The organism is Arthrobacter sp. H5 (assembly GCF_000520595.1).
Classification (GTDB): domain Bacteria; phylum Actinomycetota; class Actinomycetes; order Actinomycetales; family Micrococcaceae; genus Arthrobacter_D.
Genome location: NZ_KI914988.1, coordinates 52,774 through 73,107, shown reverse-complemented (window position 1 = coordinate 73,107; position 20,334 = coordinate 52,774). Strand labels below are relative to the sequence as shown.

Annotated in this window: 18 protein-coding genes; 3 read left to right on the top strand and 15 right to left on the bottom strand. The window is 59.3% G+C overall.

Annotated features, from left to right (window positions below; translation table 11 throughout):
* The 6 genes from Y708_RS29725 to Y708_RS0107610 form a co-directional block, all read right to left on the bottom strand.
* Window positions 1–337, bottom strand: a 337-nt coding sequence (locus Y708_RS29725) for a hypothetical protein (RefSeq protein ID WP_035775652.1), incomplete at its 3' end; no start/stop codon positions are given.
* A complete protein-coding gene (locus Y708_RS0107630; RefSeq protein WP_155853774.1) occupies window positions 334–1,521 on the bottom strand; it encodes a glycosyltransferase family protein in 1,188 nt (395 codons plus the stop codon). The genes Y708_RS29725 and Y708_RS0107630, both read right to left, overlap by 4 nt.
* 11 nt (window positions 1,522–1,532) lie before the next feature.
* On the bottom strand, window positions 1,533–2,645 hold the full coding sequence (locus Y708_RS0107625) for a glycosyltransferase family protein (protein WP_051478806.1): 1,113 nt from the start codon (window positions 2,643–2,645) through the stop codon (window positions 1,533–1,535).
* Window positions 2,646–2,768: 123 nt separating this feature from the next.
* Window positions 2,769–4,565 (bottom strand): ABC transporter ATP-binding protein, encoded by a 1,797-nt coding sequence (locus tag Y708_RS0107620; protein WP_028279466.1) that lies wholly within the window; start codon window positions 4,563–4,565, stop codon window positions 2,769–2,771.
* Between the two features lie 2 nt (window positions 4,566–4,567).
* Window positions 4,568–4,981, bottom strand: coding sequence for a DUF2304 domain-containing protein (locus tag Y708_RS23650; RefSeq protein WP_051478805.1), 414 nt, complete (start codon window positions 4,979–4,981; stop codon window positions 4,568–4,570).
* A 5-nt stretch (window positions 4,982–4,986) separates the two neighbouring features.
* Window positions 4,987–5,652, bottom strand: a complete 666-nt coding sequence (locus tag Y708_RS0107610; protein WP_028279465.1) for a glycosyltransferase family 2 protein — start codon at window positions 5,650–5,652, stop codon at window positions 4,987–4,989.
* 273 nt (window positions 5,653–5,925) lie between these two features.
* Between Y708_RS0107610 and Y708_RS0107605 the strand changes: the two genes are divergently transcribed.
* Complete coding sequence (locus tag Y708_RS0107605) at window positions 5,926–7,950, top strand: DUF6541 family protein (RefSeq protein ID WP_028279464.1); 2,025 nt, start codon at window positions 5,926–5,928, stop codon at window positions 7,948–7,950.
* A 30-nt stretch (window positions 7,951–7,980) separates the two neighbouring features.
* Here the strand turns inward: Y708_RS0107605 and Y708_RS0107600 are convergent, their stop codons facing one another.
* From Y708_RS0107600 to glf, 4 genes are read right to left on the bottom strand one after another with little or no spacing between them, the layout of a single operon-like run.
* Window positions 7,981–8,712 (bottom strand): ABC transporter ATP-binding protein, encoded by a 732-nt coding sequence (locus Y708_RS0107600; protein ID WP_028279463.1) that lies wholly within the window; start codon window positions 8,710–8,712, stop codon window positions 7,981–7,983.
* Window positions 8,713–8,715: 3 nt separating this feature from the next.
* Window positions 8,716–9,555: an ABC transporter permease gene (locus tag Y708_RS0107595; RefSeq protein WP_051478803.1), complete on the bottom strand. Its 840-nt coding sequence runs from the start codon at window positions 9,553–9,555 to the stop codon at window positions 8,716–8,718.
* A gap of 33 nt (window positions 9,556–9,588) precedes the next feature.
* Entirely contained in the window at window positions 9,589–11,586 is a 1,998-nt protein-coding gene (locus Y708_RS0107590) for a glycosyltransferase (protein WP_028279461.1), read from the bottom strand.
* Complete coding sequence (gene glf / locus Y708_RS0107585; RefSeq protein ID WP_028279460.1) at window positions 11,583–12,770, bottom strand: UDP-galactopyranose mutase; 1,188 nt, start codon at window positions 12,768–12,770, stop codon at window positions 11,583–11,585. Before glf ends, Y708_RS0107590 begins: the two co-directional genes overlap by 4 nt.
* Before the next feature lie 117 nt (window positions 12,771–12,887).
* Here glf and Y708_RS0107580 point away from each other — a divergent pair, with 117 nt between their 5' ends.
* Entirely contained in the window at window positions 12,888–14,042 is a 1,155-nt protein-coding gene (locus tag Y708_RS0107580) for a glycosyltransferase family protein (protein ID WP_028279459.1), read from the top strand.
* A 26-nt stretch (window positions 14,043–14,068) separates the two neighbouring features.
* Entirely contained in the window at window positions 14,069–15,121 is a 1,053-nt protein-coding gene (wecB, locus tag Y708_RS0107575; protein WP_028279458.1) for a non-hydrolyzing UDP-N-acetylglucosamine 2-epimerase, read from the top strand.
* 13 nt (window positions 15,122–15,134) lie between these two features.
* Here wecB and Y708_RS0107570 read toward each other — a convergent pair whose 3' ends face one another.
* Genes Y708_RS0107570 through Y708_RS0107550 form a run of 5 tightly spaced genes read right to left on the bottom strand, consistent with a single transcriptional unit; the run spans window position 15,135 to window position 20,281 of the window.
* On the bottom strand, window positions 15,135–16,280 hold the full coding sequence (locus Y708_RS0107570) for a glycosyltransferase family 4 protein (RefSeq protein ID WP_028279457.1): 1,146 nt from the start codon (window positions 16,278–16,280) through the stop codon (window positions 15,135–15,137).
* Window positions 16,277–17,269 (bottom strand): Gfo/Idh/MocA family protein, encoded by a 993-nt coding sequence (locus Y708_RS0107565; RefSeq protein WP_028279456.1) that lies wholly within the window; start codon window positions 17,267–17,269, stop codon window positions 16,277–16,279. Before Y708_RS0107565 ends, Y708_RS0107570 begins: the two co-directional genes overlap by 4 nt.
* A gap of 3 nt (window positions 17,270–17,272) precedes the next feature.
* Complete coding sequence (locus Y708_RS0107560; RefSeq protein WP_028279455.1) at window positions 17,273–18,364, bottom strand: DegT/DnrJ/EryC1/StrS family aminotransferase; 1,092 nt, start codon at window positions 18,362–18,364, stop codon at window positions 17,273–17,275.
* Window positions 18,361–18,957 (bottom strand): acyltransferase, encoded by a 597-nt coding sequence (locus Y708_RS0107555; protein ID WP_028279454.1) that lies wholly within the window; start codon window positions 18,955–18,957, stop codon window positions 18,361–18,363. Before Y708_RS0107555 ends, Y708_RS0107560 begins: the two co-directional genes overlap by 4 nt.
* A gap of 34 nt (window positions 18,958–18,991) precedes the next feature.
* On the bottom strand, window positions 18,992–20,281 hold the full coding sequence (locus tag Y708_RS0107550; protein ID WP_028279453.1) for a nucleotide sugar dehydrogenase: 1,290 nt from the start codon (window positions 20,279–20,281) through the stop codon (window positions 18,992–18,994).
* Window positions 20,282–20,334 lie beyond the last annotated feature (53 nt).

Here is a 20,334-nt window from a genome sequence, read left to right as displayed (position 1 = left end):
AAGCCGGCTCATACTGGCGGGTGCGGACGTCGGTGCCGTGCAGGTGAAGTACCCATGGGCAACGCAGCCAGCGCGTGTGCGGGGAGAGACCGCCGGTATGGACATGCACGACGTCGGTCCGCAGGCTCTGCAGCGCGAGCGTGCCGTCCCAGATTATGGGACGGGCTCTCAAGACCGGGTGCTTGATTAGTCCGCGCCATTGATTCCTGTAGTACCAGGGAATACTTTTCATGGACCACGGGAGTCCCTGCTCCCGCGCGGCTGCTACCAGGTTGTGTCCAACACTGGCTGCATCGTGCACGTGCATGGCACGGATCAGGTTCCCCGCGTTACTCATCGGGACGTTCGAAGCAGGTTCTGTACAGCATCCGTCCAGGGCTCCGACACTCTCTCCGCCCCCAGTTCCTCGGCCGCGTCATGTGAGGCCCGCTTCATCGCGACGACTTCCTCTGAAGTCAGCCCGACCAGCAGGCGCGCAGTAGACGCCGCATCAAAGTCTTCCGCGACCCACCCGAGATTATGCCTGCGTACAACGAGCTCCATCTCCGGAGAAGGACCGATCAGCACCGCGAGGCGAGCCTGGACAAACTCAAAGAGCTTGTTCGGCAGTGCGTGGCGCAAATTGAATGTGCTTGGGGGACACAAGAAGATGCCGATGTCATAGCCGTGAAGCATTGGCACTATCTGGTCGAAACTGACCGGTGGCACCATGCGAACCGCGCCGTCCGGCACGACCGCGGCCTGCACTGCAAGTTCGTCGATATAGCGCTGTTCGCCGGGAACCAAAACCACGTCGAGGGTTGCTGTACCGGCCTTGAGACTGTTGGCCTGCGCCACGGCATCAATCATTACTTCGATCTTCCGGCCGCGGCCGGCCGCTCCTGTGTGGATCAGGCGTAGCGGCGATTCCACCGGAGTTGGCGCGAAGCGCCTATCGTAAACTGCGGCGTTGGGGACGACCGTGGGCTCGGGTATCCCATAGACGGAGGAATACTCCTCGGCGATACCCTTGGCTACGGTCGATACCGAGTCTGCTTTGGTCACGTGTTGACGACAGGCCCAGTCCATCAAGGGGCCAATGAGCAACTTCCATCGGCGGTTGTCTTCACCCTGACGCGGTGCATATTCATGTAGATCGGCATGGACGCCCAGACGTGGTTGCAGCGCGAGCGCCAGCGGAACACCGAGGGCATCGTTGGCGATCACAATGTCAACGCTCTGTTCGGGAACATGATCACGTACAAAGCGCACTCTCTCGGAGCCGAAGTAAAGACGGTGGTGGGCGCGTAGTGCAAGGAGCAGGGCAACGTGTTTGTAGCTGCGCCGCCATGATTTATGCGCTTCCGGAATTTCAATGTGTTTGACTACGCCCTCAGGTGCCACACCATAGCCACATGAAACGACATCGGCGGATTCCTTGAATAACTGAATCTGCCGCAGGACCCTTGGGTCTCGGATGATGGTCGAAAAAGAAAGCACAAGAATGCGCGGGCGCCGCGAGATCTCGGGTGATTCATTCATAGTCTGCTCTGTCACGATACTCCAGCCAACTTGCGTACGGCGTCGATCCACGGTCCCGAAACAGCGTCGGCACTCAAGCGTGGCGCCGCCTCGTGCGCTGCCTTCTTCAGGTCGCCCACCTGCTCTAGGGTCAGGCCCGCCAGAAGTTTGGCAGCCGATTGTGCTTCGAAGCTGGTCGAGACAATCCCGAAGCCGAACTCTTCAGCGACGCGCCGCATCTCCGGAGACGGACCAATAACAACAGCAAGACGCGCCTGAACAAACTCGAACAGTTTGTTCGGAAGGGCGTTTAGCATGTTGAAATTAATCGGAGGACAGAGGTAAAAGCCAATATCGTAGCGGTGAAGTTGCGCAACAATCTGATCGAACTCCACTGGTGGTAGCACCCGCACCGCACCGTTTGGCACTGAGGCCGCTTTGCGTGTGAGTTCTTCGATGTAAGTCCGGTCCCCCGGAGCCAGGACCAGGTCAAAAACCACGGCCCCGGGCTTCAGTTCATTCGCCTGCGCCACTGCATCGATCATTACTTCAAGTCTGCGGCTGCGGCCGGCCACGCCAATGTGGGTGATCCGCAGCGGATCGCCGACCGGTGTTGGTGAGAGCTCCGGCGCATACGGGGAGGCATTTGGCACAACCGATGGCTCGGCTATGCGATAGACCGACGCATACTCCTCCGCAATCCCTTTCGCAACGGTGGAAACGGAATCTGCCCGGGTCACATACTTTCGGCAGGCCCAGTCCATGAAGGGCGCCGTGAGCAGCCTCCAGCGGCGGCTATCCTCACCCTGGCGGGGCGCATACTCATGCAGGTCGGCGTGAACGCCCATTCGAGGGCTCAGCGCAATTGCCAGCGGCACCGCGAGAACATCATTGGCTACAACAACATCGACGCTTTCGGCGGGAATCGCGTCGCGCAGGAAGCGGATTTTCTCCGACCCGAAGTACAGTTGCTCGTGACGCCGGGCGCTCAAGAGCACAGCGAGCCGCTTGCGGTCCGAACGCCAGGGATGCCGGTCGAAGCGCTCTGGTATACCAACGTGCTCAACCACCCCGTCCGGGGCATCGCCGTACCCACACGACACAATGTCGGCAAAGTCCTTGAACATGGCAATTTGGCGCAGCACTCTCGGATCCTTTCGAAGGACGGAAAATGACAGCACAAGTACGCGTGGGCGCTCTGGAACGGACCTTTGCTCGGTCATAAACTCACTTTCAGTTCGGCGCAAGAGTGAACGCGGAGTCCTTCATCACGCTAGACCGGCCAGCGCTGCTTGTCGGGCGAAGTCCGGCATCTGCGCGATGACTTCCTCGAATGTACCCTGGGCGGCCAGCCGTCCGTCCGCAAAGAAAAACACCACATCGCTGTCCTTGATCGTTGAGAGCCTGTGGGCCACAGTGATTGTGGTGACGCTGCCCGCGAGGTTGCGGATGGCGTCCGTGACGGCGGCCTCCGTGGAGGTGTCGAGGGCGCTCGTAGCTTCGTCCAGAACGAGTACCGCGGGGTCCGCGTACAGCCCCCGGGCTATTCCAAGCCGCTGTCTTTGGCCGCCTGACAAGGCCATGCCGCGCTCCCCCGCCATGCCATAAATGCCGTCAGGCCTGGCCTCTACAGCTTCCAGCATCTGTGAACGCGTCAACGCACGTCGCACGCGGTCCGGATTGACCTCGTCCGGATCCCAGGTAAGAGCTACATTCTGCGCAATCGAGGCATCAAAGAGAGAGACCTCCTGCGGCACATAACCCACCCTTGAGCGCCATGAATGCAACACTTCCCGCATCGGCACTCCACCAATCAGGACCTCTCCCGAACTTGGCAAGAGCAACCCCAGCAACAGATCGATCAGCGTGGACTTTCCTGCGCCTGAGGATCCGACCACCGCAACCCTGGAACCTGCCGGAATAGACATCGTTACATTGCTGAGGGCAGGCAACGCGGTATGGGGATAACTGAATGTGACGTTTGTGAGCACTATGTTGGGCACACCCGCCGGCAATTCGGACTGATCAGGAGATTCCTCATCCTTGGCCCTTGCTTCTGCTTCCTTGATATCGTCCAGCACCTGCTCAGCGAACGGCGTGCTTGAGTGGACCTGGGAAAGGATCGCCTGAAAGCGGGTCAGTGAGGGAACAACACGAAAACCGGCAACGCCAAAGAGAGCTATTGCGGCGAGAGTATTTGTCACCGGGTCTACTCCCGCAGGGCTCGTGAGCATGCCCACTACTCCAACCAGCAGGAATCCACCGATCAAGGCGGACTCCAGGACAAAGCGTGGAACCTGCCCCAGGAATATAGCCATCGCGCGTGCTTTGGAGGAATGAATCCTGTTGGCGTGGACCGCCTTTTCGACGTCTTCCGTCGCACCCTTGAGTGTCACTTCCTTTAGTGCGCCCATAGCCTCGGTAATCAACCGCACTGTTCTCAGCGAGAACTGCCTGTTCCGCCGGCCGTTTGCGACCGCACGCTTCGAAATTCCCCGCGACAGGAACAGCGCCACCAGACCAAGGTAGATAATTGCCGTCACCGCAGTGATCCAGTTGCTCACGAAAAGAACTGCAACCACTGCAAGAACAGACACAATCTCGCCTGCAAGTCCCATAGATGGCATCAGCACACCCGAAACCGTCAAAGAGACGCCCGAATCCACCGAGCGGACAAGTTCAGAAGAATTTCGCTTGAGCCTGTCCACCCAGGGTGCCCGCATATACGCCGACAACAGACGGTCCCCTATTGCCACTTCGTGCGCCGCGAACCGCGAAGTCGCGAGACGCAGCAGGAGTACGTTCAGCGCGCTCTTGATAATTACCAACGAGCAGAAAATAGCGAGCACAATTCCGTAATCACTCACAGAATCGATGGTTACCGGGCCCAGCTGCAACGGATTTTCGGAGATGATGCTTGACATCGTGAGGGCCAAGAGACCCAGCGCAACGATATCGATCAGCGATAGAGACGACGAAAGGATCGCGTACCGAATGAGAAACCGGCGGGCCGAGTCGGGTAGGACCGCCAGCAGCTGACGGTTGATCCAAATGAGTGATTTCATACTTATCGAAGGGTATCCCGGCTGCCGTGGTTCGAATCACCGGTGGCGTCAAGTGCCTGGGTGCCGGATCGAACGGATTCCCACGGCCTCTCCGCTTCGTCAAGCGCTATGCGCCGGGTGAGTTTCGTCAACGTGGCCTCCATCTGCCGGAACCGCTGGTGTGTTGTCGACATGTAGACCAGAAACGACACGATGAACGCATAAAGCATGAGGTCCGTGCCCCGGCCTACGCCTACGAGCCGGGCAATCTGACTGAGCAGTGTGGGAAAGAATATGGACAGAACCGCCGCAGCTGCGAACAGAAGGACCATGATCCGGCGCACTGCCATGTGCTTGGCATTTGAGCCGCCCCTGATTAACACCAAAGAGAACAAGACAACGACGAGGACCAGGACTATCTGAACGACGATTAGCATTTCATTTACCTAAAGAGCAGGTCCGCCATAATATTGACGGAGTTGAGGAGGGATTGCCCCTTGGACTTTGAGTACTCGGTATAAATGATCTCCACCGGGTGTTCGGTCCAGCGGGGTTTCAGTTTCGATAGAAGGTCAATCAGCTCAGAGGCATGGGCCATACGGTTCTGCGTCAGATGGATGCTTCCAACCACCTGCCTGCTCATGACCCGCAGACCGTTGTGTGCATCCGTGAGGTGCATCCCGGTGCTCCAGCGGGTCTGGAGTGCAGCCGTGCGCAGCACCAATCTTTTGACAGGACCGATCTTGGTTCGCCCATCCAAAAACCTTGATCCGAGGACAACATCCGCCTCGCCCGACTGCACCCTGCGCACCATGTCCGCAGCATCGGCCACCCGGTGTTGCCCATCGGCATCGAAGGTGACCACGCAGGACATCTCGGGATCGTTCATCACGTATTCAAAGCCTGTCTGCAACGCCGCCCCCTGCCCAAGGTTCACGGGATGTTGCACGACGACCGCGCCCGCCTCCCGGGCGGCCCTGGCCGATGTATCGGTACTTCCGTCATCGATACAAACGACATGCGGGAAGACCGGGAGAAGGTCCTTGATTACGGAGCCAATAATGGGGGCCTCGTTGAACAGAGGGATGACGATCCAAGTGCGACTCACCACGCAAGTATCGCATAATGGTCACCGCAATCATTCGCCCGGACCGGCAAGCGTGCCGGGATTATGCAAGTATTCGTCCCGGATTACTCTTCAAATCCGGCAACTGCAGCGAACCAGTGGCTGATGGGAAGGGGCTTCCAATCCTGCTGGCGCATCCTCGCGTGCCGGCGGTTGGATTCCGTGGTTGTGCGCCGGTGACTCCGCAGAGCGTGATGGGCGATCTGCCTCTTGTATGGTGGAAGACGTATTCATACTCGTGGGAAGACTGATTCAATGACTTGGTGGCAGGCTGTGCCCGCCCTTGCGGGCGCACTGGCACTAATGTTCATCCCCGGTTACCTCGCCGCCAAGTCATGTGGCACCCGAGGGATCACAGCATGCGCTTTGGCTGCACCACTGACGATCACCATCATGTCCACCTTCGCGATCGTGGCGAACATCATCCAAGTGTCTTGGAGCGTGTGGGTGGTAGCAATAGCAACTGCGTTAACGGCGTTGGCGGGCATCGTCACACGCCGTTTATGGCACCGATTCGGAATTCTGAGAAACCGCGCAGTCGCCGAAAAATCGTCGCCCCCGGGTTCGTCCGCAAGACGACCTGTGATGGTCCGTGCTCTGACGGTGGGCACTGCACTGACAATTCCTGCAGTGATCATTGGGCTCCGGCTCAAGGAGATATTCATCCGTCCGGACAACATTTCCCAAAGCTACGATGGCGTATTTCATCTGAATGCGCTTCAGTACGTGGCCGATAGCGGCTCCGCGTCGTCACTTACTTTGGGCGGCATGCCGACCGACGGTGAAAGCACTCCTTTCTACCCGGCGGCTTGGCATGCCTACGCTTCCCTTGTGGTTCAGATCACCGGTTCCACGATCCCGGTTGCAGCGACGGTGACCAGCATTGTCATCGCCGCTGTGGTTTGGCCGCTCTCATGTTTGTTCCTGTGCACCCGACTGACCGGGAACCGGCCCATTCCCCTCCTAGTGACCGGAGTCTTGGCGGCGGCTTTTCCTTCATTCCCCTATCTGCTGCTCGATTTTGGTGTGCTATACCCCAACTTCCTGTCCATCGCGATCCTGCCGACGGTACTCGGTCTTCTGGCGATGGCTCTTCGCCTCAGTGCGGATAACCAAGGCGGGGTTCTCCTTCCCGTCATGGCACTGCTCGGTGTCCTGCCGGGCGTGGCGCTGGCGCATCCCAGCACTCTCATGGCATTTCTCGCGTTCGCAGTTCCTATGACGGCGGTTGCACTGGTGCGGGACTGGCGCCGGCTGCACGCACGATCCGCCCCTGCGGGACGATACCTGCTCCCCGCAGGCCTGCTTCTGGCCTACCTGAGCTTCACGGTTCTGCTGTGGTTCGAGCTTCGTCCCAGCGAAGCCGCCTCGGGTTGGGAGCCTTACCAGACCCGGGCCCATGCGATAGGGGAAGTATTGGCATCGGCACCCTTGGAACGTCCGGTTGCCTGGATTGTCATGACTTTGACTATTGCCGGCCTTCTGCACGTCGCGATGCGCCGCGGCGGCTGGTGGGCATTTGGAATATTTATTGTTGGAGCTTTTCTTTTCATGGTGGTTTCAGCCTTCCCGCAGGACGATTTTAGATCGGCTATCACGGGCGCCTGGTACAACGACAGCTTCAGGCTGGCAGCGCTGTTGCCAGTGACCACCATCATGATCACAATGCTGGGCGGAACATGGATTGTTTCATCTGTCGTGCGCCGGTTTGAAGGTATCGGCCGCACGATTCTTGTACCTTGGAGGGTGGGTCGTTCGGAGTCCACCGTTCCTGCTGCCTTGGCTGGCGTCGTCGTACTCGCCCTCCTCGTAATGGGGACCCAAGGTTCAGCGGTTGACAGCACGGTCGCAACAGCCAGGAAAGCGTATGTGCTGTCAGACGACTCGCCATTGCTTTCAACCGATGAGCTTACGCTTATCCAACGCGTTCCAAACAACGTGCCAGACGATGCCGTGATTATCGGAAACGCCTGGACGGGAACCGCATTAGTCTATGCACTTACCGGGATCCCCACGCTGACACCGCATTTGGGAAGCACCGGTTCCCCCGAGACCGAGATACTACTGAACCGCATGCATCTTGCAGATTCCGATCCGGAGATCTGCACCATCGCCGAGCAGCAAAACAGCTACTACGTTCTGGACTTCGATGGACCTGAACTGCACGTCGGCGACCATGTGTATCCCGGTGTGGAGGACCTAGAGGACAAGGCTGGCTACGAGTTGGTTGATTCCGAAGGGGACGCCGGCCTGTACGAACTCACAGCGTGCGGACCATAGCGCCTGAGTGGTACGGCGCCGGAGGCGCAGCTAAGCTGCTCCACGCAATCGCGCAACAACTTGGTCAACGGGCCCGTCAAGGATTATTTTACCGTGATCCAAAAGCACCCCACGGTCGCAGATTGTGGATACCAGATCCAGATCGTGACTCACCACAACCAGGGTTGTGCCCGCATCGGCGAGCTCCCTGATCCGTGCCAGGCACTTCTTCTGAAACGGCTCATCCCCGACGGCCAGGATCTCGTCCACGAGAAATACCTCCGGATTGGTATGCACCGCCACCGAAAATGCGAGCCTCAAATACATGCCGGACGAGTAGAACTTGACCTCGGTGTCGATGAACTGACCGATCTCGGAAAATTCGATGATCGACTCAAACCGTTCGTCAATTTGTTCTTCGGTCATTCCCAGGATTGCACCGTTGAGGTAGACGTTATCCCGGCCGCTGAGGTCCGGATGGAAGCCCGCACCGACCTCAATCAGGCCGGCGACTCTGCCACGCGTGCGGACACTGCCGCTGTCCGGAAGCATGACCCCCGAGATGTGCTTGAGCAATGTCGATTTTCCGGAGCCATTCAAACCCAGCAGGGCAACGGTTTCACCCTGGGCCACCTCCAGCGAGATGTCCGCCAGCGCATGAAATTTTTCGGAGAGATCTCCTTTGCGGCCCTTCATTAACCATACAAAGGCTTCCTTGATGGAGCGGGTATGGCGCAGCACAAATTGTTTGGAAACACCGCGCACTTCGATAGCGATTGTCATGGGTCAGAGCTCCTGGGCAAAGCGGCCTTCGAGCCGCCGGAAGGTTAGTTGACCGAGGATGATGACGATCACTGAGGTGACGAGTCCGATGGGGAGCCAGAAGTCCAGCAGATCCGGTGGCACGGCAATGGCTTGATCGGTTACAGCCGCCGAAGTGGTCGGCTTCCAAAACGCGAAGTGAAACAGTTCGACGGCGATGGTCAGCGGATTCGCCTGATAAACGGCCAGTACCGGTGCTGCCACCTCATCGCGCACCATCGTCCATGAATAGAGCACCGGTGATGCCCAGGTGGCGATCATCAACAGCATGTCGACGAAGTTCTCTGAGTCCCGGAAGTAGACGTTGACGGCGCCAAAGAAGAGTCCAAGACCGGTGGCAAGCAGAGCAACTATCAAGAACCCTGCGATCGCAGCCGCGACCTCCGCAAGTCCGGGCCGCCAGCCGGAGAACAGGCAGGCGGCTAACAGCACCACGAGCTGCGGCAAAAAATGGACCCCGGAGACCCACACGGATGCGACCGGAAAGAGCTCCCTCGGAAGATAGATCTTCTTAATCAGTCCCCCATTTCCAACAATGGAACGGGAGGCGTTACCCAGTGCTTCACTGAAGAAGTTAATAAGAACAATTCCGGAGAACAAGTAGATCGGATAGTTCTCAGTGTTCCTATTCATGCCAAGGAATACTCCCAGGGCAAACCAGAAGACCACAAACTGCACTCCGGGTTTCACGTAGGACCACAGAATCCCCAGAACCGATCCACGGTATCTGACCTTTAGTTCCTTGGAGACTAAAAGCTTCAGAAGAAACCGGGATCGGACAACATCTCTAAGACCACCGCCCATTCCAGGTGTGGTGAGTTCCTCGTGGTTCAAGTCCTAGTCGCTCTTCTCGGAGTGCGCTTCGAAAGTCTTCTTCCACGCTTCGAATGACGTGATCTCCGGAAGAGCCGCGCGATACTGGGCGCGCAGCTTCGGCCAGTTTCGAAGGATCTCCGCGTTCAGCCTGCCTGCCTCCGTCAGCATCAAGCGGAGCTGGCGGGGATCCCGCTGATACCAGGACGCACCGCTGCCTTCCGCGTTTGAGACCACTGCACTGTCATACTGGGCCATGCGCCACCACTTATTGTCCTGGTGCGCTACGAATGCCTGAGGCCTTTCCTTACTGGAAGGGGCAATTGGCTTGCTCAACTGACGGGCAAGTACTTTCGCTGCCCATGGCACCAATGTGGTGTAAGAAGGCGCTCTGAATCCCTGTCCACGGCGGGGCGGTTTATCCATACGCGGCGGCGGAAACGCATCGGGATCCGCCTCAAACTGTGAGTCTGGATAATTTTTTACCATTGAGCGGATATCGGTCAGCTTGGTGGGCAACAGATCATGCAGTTGATCCGGCCCCTTCAGCACATCCTGAAGCGCCATGATGCGCCCACGGGCGGTGTAGTACTGCATGGAAATCAGGTGCTTGATGTCCATATAACCGGATTCCCTGACCACGCGGCCACCATGGTCATACGGGCTGTGGATAAGGGCAGCAATCATCCTGTTGCGGGTATGAAAATATGCCTGCCACCCGACGAGGTCGTCCTTGTCGATCCAAGAGACGTGCCAGACGGCAGAGCCGGGCATGGATACCGTGGGGTAGCCGGCGGATTTTGCACGAAGACCGTATTCGGCATCGTCCCATTTGATGAATACGGGCAGTGACAGCCCGATGTCGCGAATGACGGCAGTCGGTATCAGGCACATCCACCAGCCGTTGTAGTCAACATCGACGCGTCGATGAAGCCAAGGGGTCTGACGCAGACTGGACCTGACGAAATCGTGGCCAAGAGTCTGCTCCGCCAAAGGCTGATCCGGTTGGAACCGCCACGGGTTAACTGTTTCACCAAAAGTGTGAAGGACGGTGCGGTTGTAGAGATCGAACATATGCCCACCCACGATCGTCGGCGATTTGCACCGATCGGCGAAAGTCAGCAGGCGGGCAATGCTCTCCGGTTCTATCACGACGTCGTCGTCCAACAGCAGCGCATAATCGCTGCCATTCTCGACGGCTTCATACATCCCCCGGGCAAAACCTCCGGAACCGCCGAGGTTAGCTTGATTGATGATCCTCAGCTTGCCTTGGAGCGCGGACTCCACTTCAGCAAATCCAGGCTGATCCGCGACCTTCTGCGTGCCCTGATCGACTACCAGAATCTCCTTCAACGGCTCCAACGCCTCTGGATTGCCTGCGAGAATCTGGAGATTGTTGAGACAGAAATCCGGCTTGTTCAAAGTTGTGATCTCAAGCGTGATCAGCCCACTTGGCCTTGATTCCTCCGACGCCTGCCATTCCGCTTCGTTGAGTACGAATTCTTCGGAGCCGGCTACGAGGTCAAACCAATACCAGCCACCGTCGCCGAAAGGCTTGAGGGAAAGATCGAAGGTAGTCACCGCGGATCCGATTACCCGCTGGGTCTCGACATGTTGCAACGATCCCCGGGCGTTCGACTTATAGACGCTCACTCCTCCCCGCCCGCTGGTTGAGACGCTTAGCCTCACTTCCTCAACGGTGGTCCACCTCCGCCAGTAGCTCGCGGGAAAGGCGTTGAAATACGTGCCGAACGAAACACGCTCACCCGGGCGGACCGAGGTGGACCGCCTGGATCTGAAATCTTCCGCGTGCACTTCCTTGGCGCTGCCACTCGAGTAGGCTTGATCGCCCTGTGCGGCGCTTCCGTCCATCGTATTGAGTTGAACGCTCATGGCACTGCCGGTGTCCACGTACAGTGGTGCCGTGTCCAGATCGCTCGGATTCGGCAGGATGACACGCTGCAGTGGCTGCCAGGTCTCGCCGTCGTCGTTCTTATGTTCCGATCCCGATGGCATGCTCATGCGTCCACTCCCCCGCTTTCCAGCTTGGCGCCGCCACTGAAGTGGGGCTTGATCTTGTTCTCGTACATGGACAGCGCGGAGCCGATTGCCATATGCATGTCGAGGTATTTGTACGTTCCGAGCCGTCCACCGAAAAGCACCGATTTTTCGCCGCTGGCCAGGTCACGGTATGCCATGAGCTTTTTCCTGTCCTCATCTGTATTGATGGGGTAGTACGGCTCGTCATTCTTCTCCGCAAAGCGGGAATACTCCCGCATGATAACGGTGGCGTCTTTTGTATAGTTCCGCTCCGGATGAAAATGGCGGAACTCATGGATGCGGGTAAAGTCCATACCCTCGTCCGGATAGTTCATGACCGAGCACCCTTGGAAGTCCTCAATGGGAAGGACCTCCTCCTTCAGATCGATGGTCCGCCAGGAAAGATCGCCCTCGGCGTAGTCAAAGTACCTGTCAACGGGTCCGGTATAGATCACAGGAACCTGGCCGAGAGTACTCGCACGCGAGTAGTCGTGCCCTGCGTCGAAAAAGTCTGTGTTCAGTTCAACAGTGATGTTGGGGTGGTCAGCCATCCGCTCAATCCAGGCCGTGTAACCGTTCATGGGCAGGCCTTCATACTTGTCGTTAAAGTAGCGGTTGTCATAGGTGTAGCGGACAGGCAGCCGGGAAATGATCTCCGCCGGAAGGTTTTTGGGATCTGTCTGCCATTGTTTCCCGGTGTAGTACTTGATGAACGCTTCGTAGAGCGGGCGTCCGATCAACTGAATCCCCTTGTCGTTCAGGTTCTGCGGATCGGTGCCTGCGAGCTCACCGGCCTGCTCCTGAATCAGCGCACGGGCTTCCGCCGGCCCAAGGGAGGCGCGGAAAAACTGGTTGATGGTACCCAGGTTGATGGGCATCGGGTACACCTCGCCCTTGTGGCTGGTGTAGACCTTGTGAACGTAGCTGGTGAAGTCGGTGAACTGGTTGACGTATTCCCAGACCCGCTCATTCGAGGTGTGGAACAGGTGGGCACCGTAGCGGTGTACTTCGATTCCTGTCTGGGCTTCGTTCTCGCTGTACGCATTGCCGCCAATGTGGTGGCGACGGTCAAGCACAGCTACTTTCAGTCCGAGTTCAGTCGCGGCCCGTTCAGCGATTGTCAGTCCAAAAAAGCCTGAACCCACGACGACAAGGTCAACGTTCACAAAGTCTCCTGTGTTAATTGGGCAGCACATAATCCAGTAATGCCTGCGGGACAAGGCTACCCGACCATCCTTGACGGACGCTCATTGGGCGTGGCCCCGAGCGTCTAGAGTATTGGCATGGCCCCCCAGATCCTTTGCATTTCATTCTCCGACATCTCGGCCGATTCGAGGGTTCTTCGACAGATTGCAGTTCTCGCCGAGTTCGGAGAAGTGACTACCGTGAGTTACGGGGTCAAGCCCCCCGGCGCCACACACCACTTGGAAATCGATTCATCGCTGCCGTCACTGCCTCAAACGCCCAAGGGAGTCGTTCTGCTGGCTGCGAGACAGTACGAAAAAGCCGAGCTTGCAGCGCCCGCTATTCAAGCTGCGCTCCGCCTGTGTGCAGGTATCGGTTTTGACCTGGTTGTCGCCAACGAAGCGCGGGCGCTGCCCCTTGCGCACAAGATCGCAGGTGGAAACCCGGTGTGGGGGGACATGCATGAGTGGGCGCCCGAGGAGCGCGCTCATGTAAGGTCGTGGAAGCTGCTTGTGAAACCGTTCATGACCCACGTCTGCGCAAGCTATCTGCCCCGCACCCACGCGGTCTCGGTGGTTAACGACTCCATAGCAGCCCTCTACCGGGAAGAGTTCGGTTGTTCGACGGTGACTGTGCGGAATGCCCGGCCGTTCGAAGATCTCCAACCGAGTGAAGCTGTTCCTGACGTTATTCGCCTTGCCCACAGTGGCGCGGCTGTTCCCGGGCGAAACATCGAAGGCATGATTGACGCAGTTGGCGCCCTTGGGCCCGGCTACACTCTTGACCTTTACCTGGTAAAGGCCCGCGACGGTGGCAAGTATTGGCGAACACTTGAGCGGATGGCCGCCGGAATGGATCAGGTCAGGTTTCACCCTGCGGTACGCCCGGACGAGCTCCCCCGCGTGCTCAATGCGTATGACGTTGGAATATTCAGTCTGCCTCCGCAGACACGTAACCATGCCCTCATGCTCCCAAATAAGTTCTTCGATTTCGTTCAAGCGAGACTGGCCATCGTCTTTAGTCCGTCTCCCGAAACCACACAGCTTATTCGCTCCAACGACCTGGGTGCGGTGACCGTCGACTTCTCATCGCGTGCCCTTACGGACACCATCCGAGGACTCACCGCCGCAGATATCGCCTCATACAAGAGCAACTCTCACAGAGCAGCAATGGCTTTGAGCTCGTCAACTGATGAAGAGGTTGAACGGGACATCCTGAGGGCGTTTCTGCCGGTCAAAGGTGGGCGGGATTAGGCTCTATCTGCAGTTAGGCTAGGTGAATGCGTATTCTCAGTGTGGTTGGCGCACGCCCTCAATTCGTCAAGCTTGCTCCAATAGCCGCAGCCATGCGCGAACGCGCGGAGCACCTCATCGTGCACACGGGCCAGCACTACGACGAGCTGATGTCCGACGTCTTTTTCCAGGATCTCGGGATCCCGGCGCCGGACTTCAATCTTGGGGTTGGGTCCGGCAAGCACGGGAAGCAAACCGGGACAATGCTGGCTGGACTGGAGGAGATCTTCGAGGAGGTCCGCCCAGACTGGGTGCTAGTTTACGGCGATACAAACTCCACCCTTGCGGCCGCCATTGCCGCCGTCAAAATGCACATCCCGTTGGCGCACCTCGAAGCTGGTCTGAGGTCATTCAACCGCCGCATGCCCGAGGAACATAACAGGGTGCTCACCGACCACGCCGCGGACCTCCTTCTGGCGCCAACAGAAGTAGCGATGCGACATCTGTCCAACGAAGGATTGGCAGACCGAAGCGTCATGGTGGGCGATGTCATGACCGATGTGCTTTTCCAGACCCGGGACACTGTTGCGGCCCGACAAGACCCCATCTACCGGGGACTTGCCGCCGGCGAGTTCTATGTCAGCACGATTCACCGCCCTGATAACACCGATGAGCCCGAACGCCTCAAGCAAATCGTCAGCGAATTGAGCCGCTTGGACAAGCCGGTTCTCCTGCTGGCACACCCGCGTCTGCGGTCACTGGCCGAGGATCACGGTATTGCGCTCGACGACGGAGCTCTCGAAGTGTGTGAGCCGCTCGCTTACCCCCAGCTGATCAACGCAGTGCAGAACTCGGCCGGAGTGATAACGGACTCCGGCGGTCTGCAGAAGGAGGCATTTCTCCTCCGTGTTCCCTGCACCACAATCCGGCCTGAAACCGAGTGGGTGGAAACTGTCACTTTGGGATGGAATGTTCTGGTGTCAAAAAACCTGGATGAGCTCGCTGCCGCGGTGCAGCGCAAGCGGCCCACACCCACCGACGCCACTCCATACGGAACCGGCCAAGCGGCACAAGCAGTCGTGGATGCCCTGCTCAACTAGTTACTCGGGCGCTCTAGCGACCGACGACGGACAGAACTTCCGCGGCCGCGATTCGCCCAGAAGTTCGCAGGGAGGCATTACGTGCCACCCACTCGATGCGGGCGGGTCGGTGTACGTCCTCGTGGACCAGCAGATCCTTCATTGCTTCGGCGACCCTGGCGGGTTCAAAATCCACACTTCGGCCAAGGTTGTTCTGAGCCACCATAGCTGCACTTTCCCCCGCGCCCGCATAGATCACCGGGGTGCCGCATGCCGCGGCGGCGTAGATCTTGGTTGGCTTGGCGAAATCGTAGCCTTGGCCAGGCACAATACTTACCAGGGCCGCCACTGCTCCCCGAATCCAGACGGCGGTCTGCTCTGGCGCAATCACCCCACCGAACTCCACCCGTCCCGGGGCGACGCGTTCGGCGAGCGCGCGCAGGTCCGATTCGGCTGATCCTTGTCCGAAGAAGTAAAGCCGCACCGGCGACGACTCGTCGAGATGTTCCATCGCGCGGATGAATACCTCGGCCCCCTGCCACTCGGACATTGTTCCGGTATACACAAAGTAGGGGTGGCCCGGATCGCTGGTCTCACCGTCCGGCGAGAAGGTGTCCGTGTTCACGCCGTTCCCCACCATTGAAACCCGGGTGGGATCCACCCGAAACTGAGCCAACTGCTCTGCCACCCCGTGCGAGATGGCAATGACACGCGCGGCGCGGCGCAACGCCAGGCCCTCGACCGAGCGCATCAGTGTCACAACAACGCCGGGAGCTCCCATTGCAGCCAGCGCGTCCGTCCACACGTCCGCGGCATAGTACACGTAGGGGCGGCGGCGCAGCCACGAACTGAGTGCCACCATGAGCCCGGTGGTTGGCGGCGGTTCGGAAACCACAACATCAGCGCGGCTGGCCAGCAGACGGAAGAAAAGTGGCAGATCAAAGCTCAGGTACTGCACGTAGCCGCGAACGTTTCCACCTGCGTCGCGCAGTACCGGCCAACGCGAGACAGGGACACGGCTTGCAGCAGGCTTGGACGACGATGACGGCGGCACGCTCGTGAGCACGGACACGCAGGCGCCCGCGTCGAGCAGTCCATCCGCCAACGCTTCGAGTCGAAACGCTGCCGCACCTACCTCGGGCGGATACAGGCGGGTAGCAATAAGAACTTTCTGCGTCACGCAGGCAGGTTCAGTGTTGTGCCGGTCCGCGCCGATTCAATGATTGATTCAGCGACGCGGAGGGTATTCAAACCATCACGCATGGAGACTACGTTGTCCGCTGTTCCGAGTACGGCGTCGCGGAATGCTTCATGCTCAACCCGGAGGGGTTCCCGCTTGGTCAGCGCGAGCCTGGTGATGTTGCCTTCGGAGACTCCGCGGAAGTTGGAGACGGCCTCCCATTCCGTGGTGAAGGTTCCGTTCTCATAGAACGTGAGGTCCGCGGTGAGTGTGTCCGCGACGAAGGCACCTTTCTCACCGGTCACGACCGTGAGCCGCTCTTTCATGGGCGAGAGCCAGTTGACGAGATGGCTGGTGATCACGCCGCTCTCCAACTGGCAGGACGCCGTCACCATATCCTCGTGCGGGCGGCCCGACCGTGTGCTGGTGCGCGCGGAGACCGATGTGTAGCGGGACTGCGCCAGCCACGATGTCAGGTCAATGTCATGGGTTCCAAGGTCCTTCACCACGCCGACGTCGGCGATGCGTGCCGGGAACGGGCCCTGCCTACGGGTGGCGATCTGGTAAACATCTCCCAGATCGCCGCTCTCGATACGGGAGCGCAGCGACTGCAACGCCGGATTGAAGCGCTCGATGTGGCCGACCGCCCCCACCAGCCCGCCCGCTTCGAAGGCCTCAACCATCCGCTCGCCGCCATCAATAGTGGAGGCAATGGGTTTTTCGACCATCGTGTGGACACCGGCCGCGGCCAGCGCCAAGCCCACTTCCTCATGCAGGCCGGTCGGCACCGCGCACACGGCCATGTCAATCCCCTGGCTGATAAGTTCCTCGACGCCCCCACAGACCGGCAGATCACCCGCAACCCCGTGCGGGTCGCCATAGGCATCGGCAACGGCAACCAGTTCCAGCCCGTCAACCTCGCGAATGACGCGCGCGTGATGCCTGCCCATCATGCCCAAACCAATGAGCCCGACTCTCAGAACAGCCATACGCTACGCACCAGCCTTCGCAAGTTTGTTGACCGCGGAAACGATCCGTTCGAGGTCCTCCTGGTCCAATGATGGATGCACCGGCAGGGACAACACCTCACGCGAGGCGGTTTCCGTGTTGGGAAGATCCTCCTCCCGCTTGAAGGAGGGCAACCGGTGGTTGGGGATCGGGTAGTACACGCCTGATCCGATCTGGTACTCGTCCTTCAGCGCCGCCGCCATCCCGTCACGGTCACCATCAACTCTGATGGTGTACTGGTGGTACACGTGCTCCGCTCCGGCTGCCACCGCGGGAGTGCCCACGCCGTCCAGGTGGGCGGTGAGGAATCCGGCATTCGACTGCCGTTGCCTGGTCCAACCCTGCACCTTGGTGAGCTGAACCCGGCCGATGGCCGCGTGCAGGTTGGTCATCCGCGCGTTGAAGCCGACAAGCTCGTTCTCATACTGGCGCTCCATCCCCTGGTTGCGCAGCAGCCGCATGTTCCGCTCAACCGTCGAATCCCCAGTCGAGACCATTCCGCCCTCACCAGAGGTCATGTTCTTCGTGGGATACAGGGAAAACATCGCGAAATCGCCAAACGTTCCAACCCTGCGGCCGTCCAGCGCCGCGCCATGGGCCTGCGCAGCATCCTCGAAGAGCTTGATGCCGTGCTTGTCCGCCAGTTCGCGGAACGCCACAATATTCGCTGGATGCCCATAGAGGTGGACCGGCATGATTCCCTTGGTCCGCTCGCTGATGAGCGATTCCACGTGTGCAATGTCCAAGCAGTAATGATCCAGTTCAATGTCGGCAAACACAGGGGTGGCACCCGCCAACGCGACGGAGTTTGCCGTGGCCGCGAAGGTGAACGAAGGAACAATAACCTCGTCCCCGGGCCCAACACCGGCGGCCAGCAGCCCAAGATGCAGCCCGGAGGTGCCCGAGTTCACGGCGACGCTCGCCCGGCCGTCCAGAAGGACCTGCGAGAATTCCTTCTCGAACTCCGCAACCTCGGCCCCCTGCGCCAACATCCCCGAAACGAGCACCGCGTCAACGGCTGCTCGCTCCTCGTCCCCAACAATCGGCTTCGCTGCCGGAATGAATCCTGAACTCATGCCTCTACCCCTACTGCTGTTAGTGTCTCGTCGGATTCTGTGTACTTCTCACCGGTCTCCGGGCACACCCAGAACCCGTTCTCACGGCGGAGCGGGTGGCCCGCTTTCCCCACCCAGCCAAGGCGTTTGGCCGGAACACCGGCAACCAGCGCATAGGCCGGCACGTCTTTAGTGACGACGGCGCCCGCAGCCACCGTTGACCACTCACCGATCGTCACCGGAGCCACGCAGACCGCACGCGCCCCGATCGACGCGCCGTCTTCAATGGTTACTCCCACCGGCGTCCAGTCATGCGCGCTCTTCAGCGTGCCATCCGGTGCGACCGACCGCGGATAGGTGTCGTTGGTCAAGACGACGGCTGGGCCGATGAACACACCGCGACCCAGGTGCGCAGGTTCATACACCAGGGCGTAATTCTGAACTTTGGTGTTGTCACCCATCACAACCCCGGTGCCAATGTATGCGCCCCGTCCGATGATGCAGTTCTTTCCCACCTGCGCGTTTTCACGAACCTGGGCCAGATGCCAGACTTTGGTTCCTTCGCCAAGTTCCGCCTGGTCGGATACGTCCGCACCTTCTGCAATAAAAGTCATGTGACTGCTCCTCCTACGTGTGGCCGCAGCCCGGTCAGGCCTTGCCGATGACCCGGTAGGTCACGCCGTCCCACTTGTCCGCGCTGCTCACCCGACGTCCGTCAATGAAGGCCTTGATACCGGGCAGGTCCGCCGGGCTCAGGGCCGCGTATTCCGCATGGTTTGCCTGCACCACTGCGGCATCAGCGGGCTCACCGAAATGATAGGCATCGAACCCCAAACGAGAAAGCTCATCATCCGTGTACAACGGGTCATGAACCGAGACAACGGCACCGCGTGACTTGAGCGCATCGACGGCAGCAAAGACACCGGAAAAGGCGGTCTCCTTCACCTCACCGCGGTACGCAGCGCCGAGCACCACTACCCGCGCGCCCTCAAGTGACCCGTACGCGCCTTCCAGCAAACCGATGGTGTACTCGGGCATTGCCGCGTTTGCCTCACGGGCAGCGCGCACCACCGTGGCAGTGGGATCGTTCCACAGGTAAAGGCGCGGATAGACGGGAATGCAGTGGCCGCCCACCGCAATCCCCGGCTGATGAATATGGCTGTAAGGCTGCGAGTTGGATGCCTCAATCACCTGGTAAATATCAATACCGGCGGTCGCAGCGAATTGCGCAAACTGGTTCGCCAGCCCGATGTTCACATCGCGGTAGGTCGTCTCGGCAAGCTTTGCCAGCTCGGACGCTTCAGCGGATCCCAGATCCCACACGCCGTTGCCGCGGGCAAGATCCGGCCTGTCATCAAAATCCAGAACGGCTTCGTAGAATTCGATGGCTTTCGCTGCACCGGCGTCGGAGAGCCCGCCCACCAGCTTGGGATACTTTCGCAGATCCTCAAACACCCGGCCGGTAAGGACCCTCTCGGGCGAGAACACCAGATGAAAGTCCTCACCCTCTACCAGCCCGGACCCCTCTTCCAGCATGGGCTTCCAACGGTTGCGCGTGGTCCCCACCGGCAAGGTCGTTTCGAACGAGACCAAGGTTCCGGGCGTCAGGTGTTTGGCAAGTTCAGCCGTTGCCCCGTCCATCCACCCAAAATCCGGCTTGGCGTCGTCATCGACAAACAACGGGACAACAAGCACGATGGCGTCTGCGCCGGGAACCGCGTCCGAGTAGTCGGTGGTGGCGCGGAGCTTTCCGGCAGGCACCAGCTCCGTCAGCTTTTCCTGCAGGTGTGCCTCGCCCGGAAACGGTTCAACGGCCTGGTTGATCAGCTCGACAACCTTTGCATTGACGTCAACACCAACAACCTCGTGACCCTTCGAAGCGAACTGGACGGCCAACGGCAGACCAATTTTTCCAAGAGCAATGACAGCAATCTTCACAGCGGAATGACCTTTTCTTTGAGCGGCGGAAACATGTCCGAGGGGACCCAGTA

Coding starts and splice junctions, on each gene's coding strand:
- Y708_RS0107630 (WP_155853774.1), bottom strand. CDS start 1,521: ATGAATGAATCACCCGAGATCTCGCGGCGCCCGCGCATTCTTGTGCTT.
- Y708_RS23650 (WP_051478805.1), bottom strand. CDS start 4,981: ATGCTAATCGTCGTTCAGATAGTCCTGGTCCTCGTCGTTGTCTTGTTC.
- Y708_RS0107605 (WP_028279464.1), top strand. CDS start 5,926: ATGACTTGGTGGCAGGCTGTGCCCGCCCTTGCGGGCGCACTGGCACTA.
- Y708_RS0107600 (WP_028279463.1), bottom strand. CDS start 8,712: ATGACAATCGCTATCGAAGTGCGCGGTGTTTCCAAACAATTTGTGCTG.
- Y708_RS0107565 (WP_028279456.1), bottom strand. CDS start 17,269: ATGGCTGTTCTGAGAGTCGGGCTCATTGGTTTGGGCATGATGGGCAGG.
- Y708_RS0107555 (WP_028279454.1), bottom strand. CDS start 18,957: ATGACTTTTATTGCAGAAGGTGCGGACGTATCCGACCAGGCGGAACTT.
- Y708_RS0107595 (WP_051478803.1), bottom strand. CDS start 9,555: ATGGGCGGTGGTCTTAGAGATGTTGTCCGATCCCGGTTTCTTCTGAAG.
- Y708_RS0107560 (WP_028279455.1), bottom strand. CDS start 18,364: ATGAGTTCAGGATTCATTCCGGCAGCGAAGCCGATTGTTGGGGACGAG.
- Y708_RS0107590 (WP_028279461.1), bottom strand. CDS start 11,586: ATGAGCATGCCATCGGGATCGGAACATAAGAACGACGACGGCGAGACC.
- Y708_RS0107620 (WP_028279466.1), bottom strand. CDS start 4,565: ATGAAATCACTCATTTGGATCAACCGTCAGCTGCTGGCGGTCCTACCC.
- wecB (WP_028279458.1), top strand. CDS start 14,069: ATGCGTATTCTCAGTGTGGTTGGCGCACGCCCTCAATTCGTCAAGCTT.
- Y708_RS0107580 (WP_028279459.1), top strand. CDS start 12,888: ATGGCCCCCCAGATCCTTTGCATTTCATTCTCCGACATCTCGGCCGAT.